18 protein-coding genes are annotated in these 17210 nt (G+C 62.1%); 12 read left to right on the top strand and 6 right to left on the bottom strand.

Features of this window, described 5'->3' with window-relative positions:
* The 4 genes from ACIQTW_RS00395 to ACIQTW_RS00380 are packed head-to-tail and all read left to right on the top strand — an operon-like array spanning window position 1 to window position 5497.
* Window positions 1-2346: a DUF5682 family protein gene (locus ACIQTW_RS00395; RefSeq protein ID WP_402932463.1), complete on the top strand. Its 2346-nt coding sequence runs from the start codon at window positions 1-3 to the stop codon at window positions 2344-2346.
* On the top strand, window positions 2343-3581 hold the full coding sequence (locus ACIQTW_RS00390; RefSeq protein ID WP_402932460.1) for a VWA domain-containing protein: 1239 nt from the start codon (window positions 2343-2345) through the stop codon (window positions 3579-3581). Before ACIQTW_RS00395 ends, ACIQTW_RS00390 begins: the two co-directional genes overlap by 4 nt.
* Window positions 3582-3635: 54 nt before the next feature.
* The gene (locus ACIQTW_RS00385) at window positions 3636-4961 is read left to right on the top strand and encodes an MFS transporter (RefSeq protein ID WP_402932458.1); all 1326 of its coding nucleotides are present in this window, start codon (window positions 3636-3638) and stop codon (window positions 4959-4961) included.
* A gap of 17 nt (window positions 4962-4978) precedes the next feature.
* Entirely contained in the window at window positions 4979-5497 is a 519-nt protein-coding gene (locus ACIQTW_RS00380) for a dihydrofolate reductase family protein (RefSeq protein ID WP_402932455.1), read from the top strand.
* 9 nt (window positions 5498-5506) lie between these two features.
* Here the strand turns inward: ACIQTW_RS00380 and ACIQTW_RS00375 are convergent, their stop codons facing one another.
* The 4 genes from ACIQTW_RS00375 to ACIQTW_RS00360 all read right to left on the bottom strand — a co-directional run bounded on the left by ACIQTW_RS00375 (window position 5507) and on the right by ACIQTW_RS00360 (window position 8895).
* Complete coding sequence (locus tag ACIQTW_RS00375; protein WP_402936148.1) at window positions 5507-6268, bottom strand: SDR family NAD(P)-dependent oxidoreductase; 762 nt, start codon at window positions 6266-6268, stop codon at window positions 5507-5509.
* A gap of 23 nt (window positions 6269-6291) precedes the next feature.
* Window positions 6292-6435, bottom strand: a complete 144-nt coding sequence (locus tag ACIQTW_RS00370; protein WP_402932452.1) for a hypothetical protein — start codon at window positions 6433-6435, stop codon at window positions 6292-6294.
* Window positions 6436-6694: 259 nt separating this feature from the next.
* Window positions 6695-7651 carry a LysR family transcriptional regulator gene (locus tag ACIQTW_RS00365; protein WP_402932450.1) on the bottom strand — a complete coding sequence of 319 codons (957 nt, stop codon included), beginning with the start codon at window positions 7649-7651 and terminating at the stop codon, window positions 6695-6697.
* 29 nt (window positions 7652-7680) lie between these two features.
* Window positions 7681-8895 carry an MFS transporter gene (locus ACIQTW_RS00360; RefSeq protein ID WP_402932448.1) on the bottom strand — a complete coding sequence of 405 codons (1215 nt, stop codon included), beginning with the start codon at window positions 8893-8895 and terminating at the stop codon, window positions 7681-7683.
* A 276-nt stretch (window positions 8896-9171) separates the two neighbouring features.
* On the opposite strand from ACIQTW_RS00360, the gene ACIQTW_RS00355 reads away from it, so the two are divergent.
* Genes ACIQTW_RS00355 through ACIQTW_RS00325 form a run of 7 tightly spaced genes read left to right on the top strand, consistent with a single transcriptional unit; the run spans window position 9172 to window position 15692 of the window.
* The gene (locus ACIQTW_RS00355; RefSeq protein ID WP_402932446.1) at window positions 9172-10191 is read left to right on the top strand and encodes a VOC family protein; all 1020 of its coding nucleotides are present in this window, start codon (window positions 9172-9174) and stop codon (window positions 10189-10191) included.
* Window positions 10192-10195: 4 nt separating this feature from the next.
* A complete protein-coding gene (locus ACIQTW_RS00350; RefSeq protein ID WP_402932443.1) occupies window positions 10196-11137 on the top strand; it encodes a fumarylacetoacetate hydrolase family protein in 942 nt (313 codons plus the stop codon).
* A 44-nt stretch (window positions 11138-11181) separates the two neighbouring features.
* The gene (locus ACIQTW_RS00345; protein WP_402936146.1) at window positions 11182-12141 is read left to right on the top strand and encodes a cyclase family protein; all 960 of its coding nucleotides are present in this window, start codon (window positions 11182-11184) and stop codon (window positions 12139-12141) included.
* Between the two features lie 59 nt (window positions 12142-12200).
* The gene (locus ACIQTW_RS00340; RefSeq protein WP_402932440.1) at window positions 12201-13325 is read left to right on the top strand and encodes an FAD-dependent monooxygenase; all 1125 of its coding nucleotides are present in this window, start codon (window positions 12201-12203) and stop codon (window positions 13323-13325) included.
* Window positions 13322-14398 (top strand): amidohydrolase family protein, encoded by a 1077-nt coding sequence (locus tag ACIQTW_RS00335; RefSeq protein WP_402932437.1) that lies wholly within the window; start codon window positions 13322-13324, stop codon window positions 14396-14398. The genes ACIQTW_RS00340 and ACIQTW_RS00335 overlap by 4 nt, the downstream gene beginning before the upstream one ends.
* Window positions 14399-14408: 10 nt before the next feature.
* On the top strand, window positions 14409-15404 hold the full coding sequence (locus ACIQTW_RS00330) for a fumarylacetoacetate hydrolase family protein (RefSeq protein ID WP_402932434.1): 996 nt from the start codon (window positions 14409-14411) through the stop codon (window positions 15402-15404).
* Between the two features lie 27 nt (window positions 15405-15431).
* Window positions 15432-15692: a hypothetical protein gene (locus ACIQTW_RS00325; protein WP_402932431.1), complete on the top strand. Its 261-nt coding sequence runs from the start codon at window positions 15432-15434 to the stop codon at window positions 15690-15692.
* 1 nt (window position 15693) lies between these two features.
* Here the strand turns inward: ACIQTW_RS00325 and ACIQTW_RS00320 are convergent, their stop codons facing one another.
* Window positions 15694-16047 carry a TraR/DksA C4-type zinc finger protein gene (locus ACIQTW_RS00320; RefSeq protein WP_054808897.1) on the bottom strand — a complete coding sequence of 118 codons (354 nt, stop codon included), beginning with the start codon at window positions 16045-16047 and terminating at the stop codon, window positions 15694-15696.
* A gap of 6 nt (window positions 16048-16053) precedes the next feature.
* Window positions 16054-16536 (bottom strand): pyridoxamine 5'-phosphate oxidase family protein, encoded by a 483-nt coding sequence (locus ACIQTW_RS00315; RefSeq protein ID WP_017199667.1) that lies wholly within the window; start codon window positions 16534-16536, stop codon window positions 16054-16056.
* Window positions 16537-16763: 227 nt separating this feature from the next.
* Between ACIQTW_RS00315 and ACIQTW_RS00310 the strand changes: the two genes are divergently transcribed.
* Window positions 16764-17204, top strand: coding sequence for a hypothetical protein (locus ACIQTW_RS00310; protein ID WP_402932426.1), 441 nt, complete (start codon window positions 16764-16766; stop codon window positions 17202-17204).
* Window positions 17205-17210: the final 6 nt, after the last annotated feature.

Genomic DNA, 17210 nt, shown 5'->3' with positions numbered 1-17210 from the left:
ATGACAGACGTCCACATTCTGGGGATCCGCCACCACGGTCCGGGTTCGGCCCACTCCGTCGCCGAAGCCTTGGCAACCCTTCGACCCGATCTTGTGTTGGTAGAAGGGCCGCCGGAACTTGATCAGGTCATCCCCCTGGTCACGGATCCGGACATGGTTCCACCGGTCGCCGGCCTGATTTACGCGGCGGACGAGCCCCGCTTGGCCTCCTTCTATCCGATGGCTAGTTTCTCGCCTGAGTGGGTAGCAATCCGATGGGCCTTGGCCACCGGAAAGGCCGTACGTGCCATCGACCTGCCTGCGGCACACACCTTTGCACTTCGAGTGGCGGATGAACGTGCTTTGTCGGCTTCGGCGGAGGATGAGCTTACGGCCACCGCCGACGGCGAAGACACCTCCGACGTCGTCGAGGAACCGCCCGCAGACCCCCGGCAGGAAGTGCCGCACCAGACAATCCGGCATCCTTTTCGGCCCGACGCCATTGGCATGTTGGCCGAGGCTGCGGGGTACAGCGATGCGGAGCGCTGGTGGGAGGACGCTGTGGAGCACCGGAACACGGACCCTGTTGAGCGGTTCGAAGCCCTCATCGATGCGATTTCGGAAATCCGCGGCATGGATCGGCGACCTGCTGACCATCCTGACGTGGTGGAGAACAACCGCAGGGAAGCTGCGATGCGGCGCATCCTGCGCGCTGCCATGCGGGAAGGGCACGCGCGCATCGTTGTGGTGTGCGGGGCCTATCACGCTCCGGCATTGGTACCCGCCGGCTTTCCATCAGTTTCTGCCGACAATAAAGTACTCGCCGGTTTGCCGAAAACCAAGGTGGCCGTCACATGGGTTCCCTGGACCTCGAACCGGCTCAGCTTAGGCAGCGGATACGGCGCAGGGGTCACTGCGCCGGGCTGGTATCAACACCTGTTCGCACATTGGATGGGGAACGATCCCACAAGGGATGTGGCCACCACCTGGCTGGTTCGGGTAGCCCATGCGCTTCGCAAAGAGAACCTGGATGCGTCCACTGCGTCGGTGGTAGAGGCCAGCAGGATGGCTAGCGCGTTGGCCGCCGTTCGCGGAAGACCCAGCCCTGGCCTACCCGAATTGGACGATGCCGCGCAGACTGTTCTTTGCGACGGCTCTCCCCTGCCGCTGGCCTTGGTTCATCGCGAACTTACTGTTGGCCGTGAGCTAGGGAACGTCCCTGACTCTGTGCCGACGCTCCCGTTGGCCGCTGACCTCGCCACTATCCAGCGCAAGCTACGCATGAAACCAAGCGCCTTGGAAGAAGTCATGGTCCTGGATTTGCGCAAGCCGAACCACTTGGCGCGTTCGGTGCTTCTCCACCGCCTTGCGCTGCTGGGCGTGGACTGGGGTCAGCCGACCGACACCGGAAGGACCACCGGCACTTTCAAGGAAGCGTGGACCCTCCTATGGAAGCCTGAATTGGCTGTTTCCGTGGTGGAAGCCAGCCGATACGGCACCACCGTTGCCTCAGCCGCAAGCACTTTCGTCTCGGAACAGGCACAGGCAGCCGAAGGCCTGCCGGTCCTTGGCAAACTGTTGGAAGGCTGTCTCCTGGCCGAGCTGCCCGACGGTATTGCCGGCGTCGTGTCCGCCCTGGCTGAACGTACTGCCCTTCAGCAGGATGTCGCTCCCCTTTTGGAAACCATAGCCCCCTTGGCCCGCACTTGCAGGTACGGCAACGTTCGAGCGGTGGATGTGAGTAATGTTCGGAAGATCCTCGATGCTACGGTGGTGCGCGCCTGCGTGGGACTGCCCACGGCCTGTGCAGGCTTGGACGACGATGCTGCTGGTGCGATGCGCCGGGCCATTGATTCGGCGCAGGATGGTTTGGCTTTGCTGCCTGAGCTGCCGTCGGATGACTGGCATACAGCGCTTGCCGCTGTGGCCCGATCAGACACAATCCATGGTGCGGTGGCTGGCCGGGCCACTCGGCTTCTGATGGACGCGGGATTGGTGGAAGGAGACGACGTGGCGACACGTCTTAGTCGTCGACTCTCCATCGCCACGCCTGCACCGGAAGCCGCTGCTTGGCTGGACGGTCTGCTGTCCGGGGACGCCACGCTGCTCATCCACGATCGGCGCCTCCTGCAAATCGTAGATGACTGGGTGGAAGGAGTGGACGATGAGGTGTTCGAGGACGTCTTGCCATTGGTCAGAAGGACGTTCTCGGCTTTCAGCAGGCCCGAGCGGCGCGAAATCGGCGAACAACTGAGCCGGGTCGGGTCTGGCGGCACCACCGCGGAGGCCATCAACATGGACCTGGCTGGAGCTGGCCCGGCACTACAAACGATGGCAAGAATTCTGGGATGGGAGGCCACGGCATGACGGGTATTTCCGACCCCACGCATGGTTCAGACGCGGGCGATGTATCCGGTAATGCTTCCGCCGGTGCCAGCCGGGACCGGTTGAGCCGGTGGCGTCTGGTGCTGGGCGGGCAGCACGCGGACGGCATCTCAACAGAGGATGGCGTGCCCGTGCAGCTATCCGGCGATGATGTTCGGCGTGACCAGGCACTGGAAGAGCTCTACGGTGGCGGGTCCGGGCAGCGTGGCGGACTGGGGTCATCGAGTCCACGCGTGGCCCGTTGGCTCGGGGATATTCGCGGGTACTTTCCCTCCTCGGTGGTCCAAGTGATGCAGTCTGATGCCATGGACCGGCTAGGCCTGAGGCAGTTGCTGTTGGAGCCGGAGATGCTGCGCACCGTACAACCGGACATCGGGTTGGTGAGCACCCTGGTGGGGCTGGGGCGGGTAATCCCCGAAGAGTCCAGGGAAACCGCCAGGTCAGTTATTCGGCAGGTCACCACGGAGCTTGAAGAACGGCTCCGCGCCAAGACAATCCAAGCAGTCTCAGGTGCCCTCAACCGTTCCGCCAGGACGCGCAGGCCAAGGCACAGGGATATCGACTGGAACAGGACCATTGCCGCCAACCTCAAGCACTACCAGCCCGAGTACCGTACGGTGGTGCCTGAGCGGCTGCATGGCCATGCAAGGCGCAGCACCGAGATTCAGCGCGAGATCATCCTGTGTATTGACCAATCAGGGTCAATGGCCGAATCCGTGGTGTACTCCAGTGTCTTTGGAGCAGTGCTCAGCTCCCTGCGGTCCGTGAGCACCAGGTTGGTGGTTTTTGACACCGAAGTTGTAGACCTGACGGACGACCTGGATGATCCCGTTGATGTGCTGTTCGGTGTACAGCTGGGCGGAGGGACCGACATCAACCGTGCCCTTGCCTACTGCCAGGATCAGATAACCAAGCCCTCCGAGACCATCCTGGTGCTGATCAGCGACCTCTATGAAGGCGGCATAGCCGACGAGATGCTGCGCCGAGCCGCCACAATTGTGGGTGGAGGGACCACCATGATTGCTTTGCTGGCTTTGAGCGACAGCGGCCACCCGTCCTTCGACTCAAGTCATGCAGCGGCTCTGGCCGGCATCGGCGTGCCGGCTTTCGCGTGCACGCCGGATCTCTTTCCGGAGATGATGGCCGCGGCCATTGAGCGCCGGGATGTCGGCGAATGGGCAGCCTCCCAGGACATCCCCACAAGTCACGAAACGTAGTTCTCCATCCACGGCGCACTGGCGGAGGACGGGCAACGGGGCGAGAATTAGCTGGTGGTCCCTCCTCGCACCGGCGAGGGCGGCGACACCCTGAATGACGCCGCCCGCAAGATCCAACGCGTTTATCTGACATTGACGCTGGGCAATACCGTTGCGGCGTCCTTCATCTGGGGAATCAATACGCTGTTCCTGCTGGATGCCGGTCTAAGTAACCTGGAGGCGTTTGCCGCCAACGCATTTTTCACCGTGGGCATGGTGCTGTTTGAGGTCCCTACGGGAGTGATCGCTGACGGGTGGGGCCGGCGGGCGTCGTTCCTGCTGGGAACGGTGACGCTGGCCGTGTCCACTTATCTGTACTTCGTGATGTGGCAGATTTCCGCGCCGTTCTGGATGTGGGCTGTGGTCTCGGTCCTTTTGGGCCTCGGCTTTACGTTCTTCTCCGGTGCGGTTGAAGCATGGCTCGTGGATGCCCTGCGTTTCTCGGGCTACGAAGGCGGGCTGGAATCTGTGCTTGGCCGAGGCCAGATGGTGCAGGGTGTTGCGATGCTGGTGGGCTCAGTAGCAGGAGGGGTGATTGCCCAGGCCACCAATCTTGGCGTGCCCTTCCTCCTTCGTGTGCTGGTGCTGCTCGCCATGTTTGCGGTGGCCTTTGGACTCATGCACGACGTCGGCTTCACGCCTGAGCGTTCGACGCACCCCCTCCGCGCGACCCGCGCGGTGCTATCCGCATCGATCGAGAACGGCTTGAAAAACCCGCCCGTGCGTTATGTGATGCTGGCCGCCCCCTTTAGTGCCGGCGTCGGTATCTACGTCTTCTACGCACTGCAGCCGTACCTGCTTGACCTTTTTGGAGATCCCAGGGCCTATTCGATCGCGGGCTTGGCCGCCGCAATCGTTGCGGGATCGCAGATCCTCGGGGGCTGGCTCGCACCGCATGCCCGGCGGCTTTTCCACAGGCGCACCTCCGTGCTCATCCTTGGAGCGATGGTGGGTGGCATCATCCTTCTGGTCCTCGGTTTCACGCGTATCTTCTGGGTGGCGCTGATATTGCTCGCCCTCTGGGCCGTCGTCGGTTCTGCCGCCACGCCCGTCCGGCAGGCCTATGTCAACGACATGATCCCTTCGAAGCAGCGGGCCACGGTCCTAAGCTTCGATTCCCTGATGGGCTCCAGCGGCGGCGTAGTCATCCAGCCGGTCCTCGGCCGGGGAGCCGACCTCTTCGGCTATCCGGCATCATTGGCCATGGCAGGATTCATCGAGCTCATCGCGCTGCCGTTCCTGCTGGCCAGCCGGAAGCAGGGCGCAGCAGCCGACCGGGCCAGCACTACTGAAACCTCCCCCGACACGGAAACCTCCCCGGACACGGAATCCTTGCCGTGAGTAAGGTGTTCGGGGGCATGGCTGCCAGCTTGGACGGGTACATCGCGTCAGCGACCGGAGACCTTTCATGGCTGAACGAAGCCATGGCGAAGGACGAGGACTACGGTTTTGAAGCCACTGAACGCAGAACCGGGGCTTACATCGTGGGCGCCAACACGTACCGCGAGGTAGCAACCATGGGAGGCGGAGGGTCCAAAGTCCCAACGTATGTGGTCACCCACGATCAAACACTCGCTACCAAGGGCAACACGGAACTCTTCTCCGGTGATCTGTGGGAACTGGTTGCACGGATCAAGGAAACCACTGCTGTGGAGAAGGACATCTGCCTTTTCGGCGGTGGTGAGTTGGTCACGGAATTCGTCGACCTGGGGCTGATCGATGAGTTGGGTATCTCCGTGATCCCCGTGATCCTGGGCGGTGGCGTTCCGTTCTTCGGCCGGGTCAGCCGGTGGACGAAGTTGGAACTCATGGAGTGCCGTCATTACCCGTCCGGAATCGTCCTGCTGAATTACCGGTTGAAGGGCCCGGGGACTTAGGGAAATCGGTCAGCGCAGGGCATCTGAGATTGACTTCGCTCCTCCGTGGCTGCTCTGTCCACCGTCAACTGGCAGGTCCACTCCAGTGACGAAAGCGGCCATGGGGCTCAGGAGGAAAAGCACGACGGCGGCCACCTCCTCCGGCGTCCCGGTCCGGCCCAGCGGGGTTTCGGCGATGGTGGCTTCCCGGAATACGGGGTTGGCATCGGCCGTCATGGGGGTCTCTATGAATCCTGGATGTACCGAATTGACACGGATTCCCTGCGGCCCGAGTTCCGTGGCGGCGGCGATGGTTAGCCCACGCAGAGCCCATTTGCTGGCAGTGTAGGCAACCGGATAGTGCCCGCTGAGCGCTGCCACTGATCCAACATTGACGATGGAACCCCCGGACTTCATCAGCGGGACGCAGGCCTGCATTCCCAGCAGTGCCCCCGTAACGTTCACATCGGATACCGCGGCGAGATCGGCCGGGGTTACCTCGAGCAGGCGGCTGCGTCGGGTGATGCCGGCGTTGTTGACCAAGCCGTCCAGCCGGGCGTGCTCGTTTTGCAGGAACTTAGCCAATGCCGTCCACTCATCCGTCCGGGTGACATCGAGCTGGCGGTAAGTAATACGGTCCGGGTATTCATCGGTTGCCGTCTTCATGGCTGCCGAGGGTTCCGCGGCCAGGTCTGCCGCGACTACGGCGGCTCCTGTCGCGGCCAACATCAGGGTTTCGGCAAGGCCCTGGCCACCATTGGCGCCAGTGACCACAAAGTTTCGATCAGTCATGTCAATCACGGCAAAGAAGTCCTTTATTTCCGAAACGGCTCATCCGGGCAGAACAGCCGACCAGCCGCCGTCGCCATGAGGTTGGCGCCGGTGACGTAGGAGGCCTCATCGGAAGCAAGGAACAGCGCGCAGTTGGCATCGGACTCGGTGGCGGGAGTGCGGATCATGCCGGGACTGACACAATTCGCGCGTAGAAATACGACGTCCACCTCGTGCCGGAAATTCCAGGTCCAGTCGACATAGCTGATCGCCTCCAACGCTGCAAAGCGGGTGGCGGCCGCGTTGGCGAAGAGTACGTCAACCCGGCCATGGAGCCTGTCCGCGACGCCTGCCCATGTCTGTCATCCCACCATCCTGTGGCCACGTCAGCTGATGGGGAATACCACATTCAGGATAGGAGCTATCCATGCCGTGGATGGGCGCTGGCTAGCTGCTTTGACCTGCCGACACAACGACAGGATGCGCCGTCACGGGAAAGATCTCATGGAGCTGTGAACAGGCACGCTGGACTACGGAACGGAGCCAGACGTTTGCGGGATCCTCGGTCTGTGAGGGATGCCAGTACATGGCCTCCACCAAAGCAGCTTCGAGCTCTTCGGTGAACTCAAGGACTTCGATGTTCGCCCCTCGCTGCGCCCTTGAGGCCAGCATGCGCGGAACCAGCGCCACAAGATCCGTGCCCTCTACCAGGAGCGGCAGTGACAGGAAGCCGGCCACCACGGCCGCTACACGTCGTCGAACGCCTCGGGATTCAAAAAGCTTATCGGCCGGTGTGCTGATGCCCTCGCCGAAGTATCCAACAGCGTGCGGCACCGCAACGAGGTCCTCCAGCGTCAATCGGGGCAGCTGGAGAACCGGATTTCCTGCATCGGCCACAGCCACGAAGCTGTCCCGGAAAAGCTGTTTGCTCTCACCCTGCATCCTGTAGCCGGTGGGCCCCACCAACAGGTCCATCCTGGAATATTCGGCCATGGTTCCCTGGAGCCCGGACGTGGGGACGAAATCCACCACCACCCGTGGCGCCTCCTGCTGAAGGATCCCGCGCAAAGGACCCACGATGAGTGCCGCCGCGTAATCAGATGCGGCGATCACAAACTCCCGCTCGCTTCTGCTGGCATCGAACCCGGACCGGACGCGCGTGGCCCGCTGGATGTGGAGCATGGCTTCATCAACCAACGGGACCAAAGATTGCGCGAAGGGGGTGAGCTCATAGGTGCGCCCGTTGCGGACCAGAAGTTCGTCGTCGAAATGCCTCCTGAGCCTTGCCATCGCAGCACTCGTGGCCGGCTGGCTAAGCTGCAGCCGCTCGGCCGCCCGGGAAACATTCCGCAGCTCCAACAGAACCTGGAGTTGTGGCAGCAGGTTCAGGTCTAGGTTCTTCATGCCCCTAGGTTATCCAGCGGTGGAGGACATTAGTGCGTTGCGCTCACAAGCCGCGGTCCTCGAACCAGGACGGCCAGCAGCGCGAGGGCACAAGCTCCGCCCAATGCCCCGAGTGCGAGGGCGAGGTTCCCCAGGGCGGCAGCCGTTGCGCCGAGGACGATGGGCGTCAAGAATTGCCCGATGAACAAAGTTGCTGTCCAGATACCTGTGCCACGGCCGCGCTGGGAAAACTCCAGGCCGTTGACGGCCCACGTCAGGAGTGTCGGCAACAGCACACCGGTACCGGCGCTGGCCACAACGGCACCCAGTATTGCCAAAGGAACGCTGGCCGCTGCCGACACCACGCAGAGCCCGACGGCGGCAAGGCCGAAGGCGCCCACCAGCAGTTTGCGGGTGCCCAACTTGGCGAGGTAACGGAAGGAGATGGCACCTGCTGCAGTGGCCAAGGAAGCAACCGCGGCCGCTCCACCGATGAGCCCGGTGTCCGTAACGCCCAGCCCGGTGATGACGTAGGGCAGGTGGACGATCAAAGCGTAAAACACAATGCCACCGAACAGTGTCACAGCGGCTGGCGCACCGATTTGTCGCCATGGCACCGGCTGTTTCGCTGTCGAACCGCCGTGGGCTTGGCCCTTTGCCGGCTCCCACAGTTTGAAAATCATGGGGACCACCAGCACGGCGCTGACGGCGTACAGCCAGAAGGGAGTCCTCCAGCTGATGCTGCCCAGGATGCCACCCAGTGCAAAGAAGGCAGTGGCTGCCAGCGCGCTGACCATGGTCTGGAGACCCAAGTACTTGTTCCGCTGCTGACCCGCGTAGTAGTCCGTGATCAGGGTGGTGCAGCACGTCATGATGGCAGCCTCGGCGATACCTACGCCGACTCGCGACAAAGCTATGGCACCGAGGGAGTCCAGCCATAGAGGCGCCGTTCCGAAGAGGGCGTACGCCAGCATCGCAACTATAAGAAGTTGCTTGCGTCCCACACGATCCGCCACGTACCCGGCCAGCGGCGAGAACAACGCCACAAACAGGGCCGGCAAGGTAAGGACCAAGGGAACCAGGATGGCGACTCCGGCGGTATCGGCGAAGACCTGGTTCAGGGTGGGGAGTACGGGTGCCAGCAGAACTGCACCCAGTACGGGCATGCAGCTGCCGGCGACCAGTAGCGCAGCCTGTGTCTTTCCGGCCGCTCGGCCGGCAAGTGGCGGGCGGGTTTCAGTTGCCGTTGGGTCCATGGTGCTCATGAGGTGTTCCTTCGCCTTTGAAGATGGTCCCCGGGGTGGCAGAAGCGCCGGGAGGGACTGCATTCACTGTGGCAAGTGGTCAGTAGGCGGAGAATAGCGGTTTTGGTATAGCAGGTATTTGTTTGAGTGATATCCAGCCATGCACTGCAACTATTTGTTCAACAGATAGTTGCTATCAGATAGTTGCCCTTCTCCGAATACGTGATGTGGCTCATGGTTGTTACAGGACCTGCAGATAACTGTCCGAGCAACCAGAGCACTTAGAAGGAATTCATCGTGGAAACTCCCCTCTCCCATCTCGCCCACCTCGAAATCACCACGCCGGACATCGAAGCCTCGGCACGGTTCTATGAGGAAAAATTCGGCATGCGCATTATCGACCGCGTAGATGGCAATGTTTACCTGCGATGCTGGGGCGATTACTACCGTTACAGCCTGGTCATCACCGAAGGCCCGGAGGCCTCTTTGGGGCGGATGGCGTGGCGTACCAACTCGCAGGCCGCGCTCGAAGCCGCAGCAGCCCGCGTTGAAGCAACCGGGGTGCAGGGCACATGGACTGCCGGAGGCCACGGCTTCGGCAAAGCCTACGAGTTCACGGGCCCTTACGGACACCACATGCGCCTGTTCTATGACGTGGAGAAGTTCGTCGCAGAACCCGGCTTTGAATCCACCTATCCGGACCGTCCCGAGCGTCGCAGCAGCCATGCCGCTGCTCCCCGCTTCCTGGACCACGTCACGGTCGCTTCCTCTGACGTCCGGGGCTTCGCCAAGTGGTACAACGAGGCTCTTGGCTTCCGCGTCATGGCCTTCGTCGACCTGGATGAAGCACCCATCACGGTGTTCTCAGTGCTGACCACCAACGAGAAGTCCCACGACCTCGGCGTCGTGCTCGATACCTCCAAGCGCGCCGGCCGCGTCAACCACATCGCATTCTGGGTGGACGCTACCGAGGACCTGCTCCGCACCGCCGATGTGATGATGGAAAACGGCACGCCCATGGAATATGGTCCGTCCATTCACGGCGTGGGCGAGCAGAACTTCCTGTACTTCCGCGACCCGTCGGGCCTGCGGGTGGAGCTGAACTCCGGCGGCTACCGCAACTACGTTCCGGACTGGGACGCCAACACGTGGAAGCCCTCAGAAGGATCCAACAACTTCTACAAGAATGGTGCGATGCCACACTCCATGACAGAATCCTTCCCGCCGGCCGAAGGGTTCACCGCGACGGAGGAAGGCGCTTCCGCAGAAATGAAAGAAGCCCTCCTGAACCCCTACGCAAAGCAGGGTCGGGGCTAAATCCATGGCGAACGCAACATACTCCCTGATCCGGTTCCAGGAACCCGGCGACAGCAAAGCCAAATCGGGCCTGCTGGTAGGCGAACGTGTCCTGCCACTGGATACGGACATCAACTCACTGATCCAGCACTGGGAAACCACTGAAAGCGAGCTTGACGAGCTTGCCGCTTCGGCCGGTGAGCAGTCAGGTTTGGCACTCGCCGGCGTCGAGGTCCTGGCCCCGGTGGAACCCGCCCAAGTGCTGCAAACCGGAGCCAACTACCGCAAGCACGTGATTGACCTTGCGGTGGCACACCGGGAATCCGGCCAGGACGCAGAAGAGGTGCGGGCCAGTACGGCGGCCATGATGGACAAGCGCGCAGGCCAAGGGACGCCGTACTTCTTTATCGGGCTTCCTACCGCCATTGCTCCGGCTACAGCCGACCTCGTCCTGCCGGGTTATAGCAAGTCCCACGACTGGGAGCTGGAACTGGCGGCCGTGATCGGTAAAGAAGCCTTCCGTGTCACTCCCGAAGAGGCCCTCGAATACGTCTTCGGATACACCATGGTCAATGACATCACCACGCGGGAGTACGTCTTCCGCAAGGACATGCCCGCCATCGGCTCGGACTGGTACCGGGCCAAGAACGCCCCCGGCTTCCTGCCCAGCGGTCCCCTGCTGGTTCCGGCCAAGTTCTTTGGCGACCCACAGGACGTCCAAGTCACGCTGAAGCTCAACGGCAAGGCCATGCAGGACGAGTCCACTCAAGACATGATCTTCGGCGTCGCCAAGCTTGTCAGCGAAGCGTCGCAGATCATGCCGCTCCGACCGGGCGATCTGGTGCTGACAGGCAGCCCCGCCGGAAACGGCCAGCACTGGGGCAGGCTCCTCCAGGACGGCGACGTCATGGAAGGCACTATCACGGGACTCGGTACCCAGCTCATCCACTGCAAGGACGAACAGTGACTACCGACGCAGTTGACGCGCCCACGATTCAGCGGGCGGATCCGATGGCCAGCATCACCGCTGCCGCCAAGCTATACAACAACTGGGGTCGCTGGGGTGAAGACGATGTCCTGGGTACCCTCAATTTCATAGACAATGGCAAGCGTGTAGAGGCGGCCTCACTGGTGAAGTCGGGCGAGGCATTCTCTTTGTCCCAACCGTTCGACACCAATGGACCCCAGAAGGGCTGGCGTCGCCGAACCAACCCGGTCCACACCATGACCGACACCGGTGTGGATGCTGAGCGCGGCAACCAGGGATTTCCCCATGGGTTCGGCGGGGCTGATGACGTGATCGCCATGCCGCTGCAGTGTTCAACGCAATGGGACGGTTTGGGCCATATCTTTGATCGTGGCAAAGCCTGGAACGGCCGGGCAGCAGGCGACGTCGTGACGTCAGAGGGCGACCTGGTGACAGGAATCGAAACCGCTGCCGCCAAAATCATTACACGCGGCGTTCTGCTGGACGTTGGCCGCGCACTGGGCCCGGAGCTGGGACGGGCTGACGGAGAATTACCCGACGGCTTCGCCATCACTCCGGAGCACCTGGAGCGGACCATTGAGCGCCAGGGAGCCACCTCCGCAGTTCGCCGCGGTGACATCGTGGTGATCCGCACGGGCCAGTACACACGGGCCCGCCGCGAAGGCTGGGGTGAGTACGCAGGCGGGTCGGCGCCGGGTCTGTCCTTCACCACCGCATCGTGGCTGCACGCCTCGGAAATCGCCGGGGTAGCAACGGACACCTGGGGCTTCGAGGTCCGGCCCAATGAGTTTGAGGGTGCTTTCCAGCCGCTTCACCAGATCGCCATTCCAAACCTCGGATTGTTCCTGGGCGAAATGTGGGATCCGGATACTCTGGCCGAGGCGTGTGCGGCAGACGGCAGGTACGAGTTCATGCTCACCGCCGCTCCACTCCCCATCACGGGCGCTGTCGGTTCACCGGTCAACCCCATCGCCGTCCGCTAGCAAATCTGTTACAACGCAGCACAATAGGCAGTAACGCCGTCACCACAAAGGAGTCAAAGATGGCAGCAGTACAGAGGGTCGGAATCGTCGGAGCGGGAGCCGCGGGACTGGCCGCCGCCATCCTTCTGGCCGAAGCCGGCGTCGAGGTGGAGGTTCTGGAGAAGGCCACCGAACCGCAAACCCTGGGCTCCGGCATCACCTTGCAAGGAAACGCCTTGCGCATCCTGCGCACCCTGGGTGTTTGGGAACAGGTGGAAGCAAAAGGCTACGGGTTCAGCACCCTCGGCCTGCGGGCGCCCAATCCCGACGGCACCGTCCTGGCGGTCCTCGAGGACATCAAAACCGGTGGTGACCACCTCCCGGCCACGTTGGGAATGTACCGCCCGGACTTGACCGCGATCCTTCGGGAACGGGCCGTAGACGCCGGTGCAAGGATCAGCTACGGCAAGACCGTCACAGCTATGACGGACGACGGCGGCACCGTCACCGTCCGCACTGCCGACGGCGGCAGCTCGCGCTATGACCTGCTTATTGGCGCCGACGGACTCCACTCGGCCGTCCGCAAAGCGATCGGCATCAACGAGGAGCCACAACCCACCGGCATGGGTATCTGGCGGGCCTTCGTCGAGCGGCCCGAGGAAGTCGTCAGGACTGATCTCACCTACGGTGGGCCGTGTTTCATCGCCGGATACTGCCCCACCGGACCTGACACCATCTACGCCTACCTCGTGGAGAAAGCCCAGGAACGCCGGCACGAGGACGGACCCAAGGTGATGGCGGAACTCGCCGCTGCGTACGGCGGCCCGTGGAACGAGATCACATCCAACCTGGACCATGGCGCGCGTATCAACTACACCTGGTTTACCTCGCACCTCGTCGAAGGCCCCTGGAACCGTGGGCGCATCGTCATCATCGGCGATGCAGCGCACAGTTGCCCGCCCACTGTTGCCCAGGGCGCTGCCATGGCTTTGGAAGATGCTGCGGTACTCGCCGAGCTGTTGATTGCCGCAGACCACGTGACTGAGACTCTCTGGAAGGAGTTCGCCGACCGTCGCTTGGAGAGGGCAACCGCCGTGGTGAGGGCGTCCGTCCAGTTGGGCCAGTGGATGCTGGACGGCGTCCGGGACGCAGACGTTCCAGGCCTCATGAACTCGCTCTCCACCATGCTTAAGGAACCCGCATGAACCACATCGCCACAGTTCAACACCCCGTTGTGGATGTCCACGCGCATATTCTCATTCCGGCCCTCCAGCAGCTAGTGGCCGAAGGCGACCCTCAAGGATTCGCTGAGCTGCAGGCTCTGGAAGTGAGGCGAAACGGGCCCGAGTCCATGGCCAACTCCGGCCTGATGATTAAGGAGCGTTGGCCAAAGCTCACTAACCTCGAACGTCGCTTGGCCGACATGGATGCCCAAGGTGTGGACGTGCAGCTGGTTTCGCCCTCGCCGTCGCACTTCTACTATTTCGCCGGTGGAGACCTCGCGCTCAAGCTCGCCAAACAGTCCAACGAGGCAGTGCGCGATGTGGTGCAGCAGGCGCCCGACCGGTTGAACGGATTAGGTTTGGTTCCGTTGCAGCACCCGCAACTCATGGTCGAAGCCTTGGAACATGCCGTTCTTGGCTGTGGCCTCATGGGCGTGGAGATCGGGTCCTTTGCGGCCACTCCCGGAGACCCGGAACACAGCACCGTTGAACTCTCCGATCCACGATTGGAACCCTTCTGGAACCGAGCCTCGGAACTGGGCGCCATTGTGTTCCTGCACCCGTTCGGTTGCTCATTGGACGAGCGATTGGATCGCTTCTACCTGGCCAACACGGTCTCCCAGCCTGCAGAGAACGCCGTAGCTCTGTCCCACCTGATTTTCAGTGGAGTGCTGGACAGGCACCCCGGCCTCAAGATCCTCGCCGCACATGGGGGTGGCTACCTTCCCACCACCATCGGCCGGTCGGACCACGCCTGGAAGGTTCGCCCTGAGGCGCAGCGGTGTGCCGAAGCGCCGTCGTCCTACCTTCAGCGGATCTTCTTCGACTCCCTGGTGCACGGGCCCAGCGAACTGCGCGCCCTCGTCGAAGTCGCAGGCCCCGGGCAGGTGATGCTCGGGTCGGACTACCCGTTCGACATGGGCTCCGACAATCCCGTGGGTGAAGTCCATGGAGCCGGGCTCCCCATGACCGATGCCGCCAAGGTTCTCGCCGGAAACGCTGCCGCCCTCGGCATCACCGCTGCGGCAGCCCTCACCGCCCGCTCTACAGCGTAAGGAAGAAGACATGGTCAAGATCGCCCGCTGGAATGACGACGGCGGTACTCACGCCGGGTTCGTGGCTGACGGCAGTTGCTTCGCGTTGCCCGGAGGACAAACCGTGAACCACCTGTTAAATGCGGGTTTGGCCGAAACGCTGGAGATCGCGGCAGAAACTCTTCGAACGGCACAGTCCGTCCCCCTATCAGCCGTGAAGTTACTGGCACCGCTAGTACCGGCCACTATTCGCGACTTCGTGGCGTTCGAGGAACATGTGGAAGGCGTACGGAAGAGTATTGACGGCGTGGCCGGCGTGGTGCCCGAGTGGTATGAGGCACCCACCTTCTACTTCACGAATCCGCATACTGTGACCGGCACGGAAGAAGTGATCGGGATTCCGGCGGGTTGCAACGAACTGGACTTTGAAACAGAAGTAGCGGCCGTCGTCGGACATGTCCCGGGAAGTGACGGGAGGAACCTGTCTTCGGCGGATGCACACCGGCACATCTTTGGCTACACAGTCCTCAACGACTGGTCGGCGCGGGATCTCCAACGGCGTGAGATGAAGGTCAGCCTTGGCCCCTGCAAGGGAAAAGACTTCGCCAATACCCTCGGGCCGTGGATCGTGACCGCTGATGAATTCGAGCACCTGCACGACGCCGAAGGCTTCTTGCCGATCGCCATGGCCGTTGAGGTCAATGGCGAACACATTGGACAGGATCTGCTGTCCAACATGGGCTGGCCGTTCGCCGAACTCGTAGCGTACGCATCGCAAGACTCAGTGGTGCGGCCCGGCGACGTTTTGGGCTCCGGGACATGCGGTAGAGGATGCCTCGCTGAACTTTGGGGACGGAACGGTGCCAAGACTCCCCCACCCTTGAAGACCGGAGACGTGGTCCGGATGACCGTGGAGGGAATCGGAAGCATCGAGAATACCGTTGGTGAGCGGCGGACGGCCATCACCAGGGTTCCTGCGCTGAGCCGGCCGCGTCACCGTGTTGCGGCCACTGCTGAGAGACTGTAGGTAACAATCGTCGAAAGGGCGGAATTCTTGATTTCCCTGCAGCAGGACGCGCAAGGCTTTATCCGAATGAACAGGCACTTCCCGGGAACCGTGTCAGTGAGCGTGGTTTTCGCCGACGGAACCACGGAAGTCTTCACCGGGCGGCGGCTCAACGAGATTTATGACCAAGCGCTGGCAGCCTACCGTGCCGGCAACCACCTGGACGCCAAAGGGTTCAACCGGGGCCCCAGGAAGAAGGTCCGGCAGGGCATTGAGTTCGTGCCGGTTTCGCCGGGAATGTCCAGCTGACTCAGCTTCTTCCTGAGGCATGGTTGACGCAGAACGGCGTCCACGGCCTCGCCTCCAACCTGCCCTCGGGTATGGCCACGCCGCACACCGCGCACAGTCCGTAGGTTCCTGCCGCTATCCTCGCCAGTGCGTCATCGATCTGCTCCAAGCCAACCTGGCTTTGGCTCATGAGGGCGGACGCTTGGGAGAGCTCGAAGGCTATGGTGCTGCCCTCGGGATCGTGTTCGTCGTCCACATTGGAGTCTTGCCGGGCGAGGCTAACCGAACTGATGTCGCTTCGCAGCGCCTTGAGCAGTTCGAGTTTGCGACTCCTTTCCTCCTCCAAAAGGACCCGAAACCGCTCGACGTCAACCATGGCGGGTCATAGTTCCACTGTGCCGCTTTCGCCCACGCTGAAGCGGGAGTGGGTGACCTTGGACTTGACCCATTGAAGTACCGTTGCTGCCGTTCCGCCCGGGCTCGTCCAGTACTCTGCCGAATCCGAATCCACGTGAATCAGGCAAACTTCCGGGGTGTCCGGACCGTCAGGGAACCATGCCTCCACAACCTGGTTCCACATCTCGTGGATCTTCTGCCGGTCCGTGACCACGTGGGCAGTCCCTGCTACGGATACCCATTCGGTGTTCTTGCCGAAGGAGACATTGACTCGCGGATCCTGCCGCACATGGGCAACCTGGGAGGTTCCCAGCCCCGTAAAGAACCACATATCGCCGTCGTCCTTGACTTCCTGGACAGCAAGCGGCCGGCTGACCAGCGCGCCTTCTTCGTTGACAGTGGTCAGCATTCCGATCTTGGAATCGTTGATGATGTCCGTGACTTTGCTGATGGGTTGCTCTTCAGTCATGCGGGCCTCACTTCTCTTCGCGTTCGGGGCCTTTCCCCACAACCACCCTATTAGTAAGGCTACTGATTTGCTAGGCAGCCAAGGAAAGCCAAGGACAAAAACCAAATCACGGGCCTTTCAGGGAATCTTGCTGCGGCTTCATCCGTTCTGTTTGATAGTGACATGCCGACGGCGGTCAGGCTTGCCCACTCGGGCCAGGCGAAACGACGGGAAGTTTGGGGACTACCATGACGTTGAATGAAACTATCGCCCGGCTTCGGGCCGCGCACCTCATGGTCCGCGATGCCCATGAATGGGACAGCCTTTCCGCAGCTCTCTCGGCCGCCTACAACAGCGGCGACGATGACCTGATTGAGCAACTGCAGCAGCCCTTTGTCCAGTCCTGGCGCACGGTCACACACTATGTCCTGCGGGACACTTTCGATGCAGCCGGCATCTCCGTGGGCGACCCAAGCCAGCCTTGGGGAATTGCCACCTTGACCGCCAACGGCATCAGCCGCGAACCTGTTCTCTGCCACGTGGACCCAGCAGACCCGCAGGGTTCGGCAGTTGCCGCCGCGGACGGACCAAAGTTGCTTACTTTCGCCGAGGCCATGACCTTTTACGCGGACTGCCTCACTCCACTGTTTGAACACGTTAGCCAAGGTCAGGCACTGAACGTTAGGTAAGGGTAG

It is taken from the genome of Paenarthrobacter sp. NPDC090517 (assembly GCF_044769165.1).
In the GTDB taxonomy this organism is placed as follows: domain Bacteria; phylum Actinomycetota; class Actinomycetes; order Actinomycetales; family Micrococcaceae; genus Arthrobacter.
This window is presented reverse-complemented; position numbering and strand designations above follow the sequence as displayed.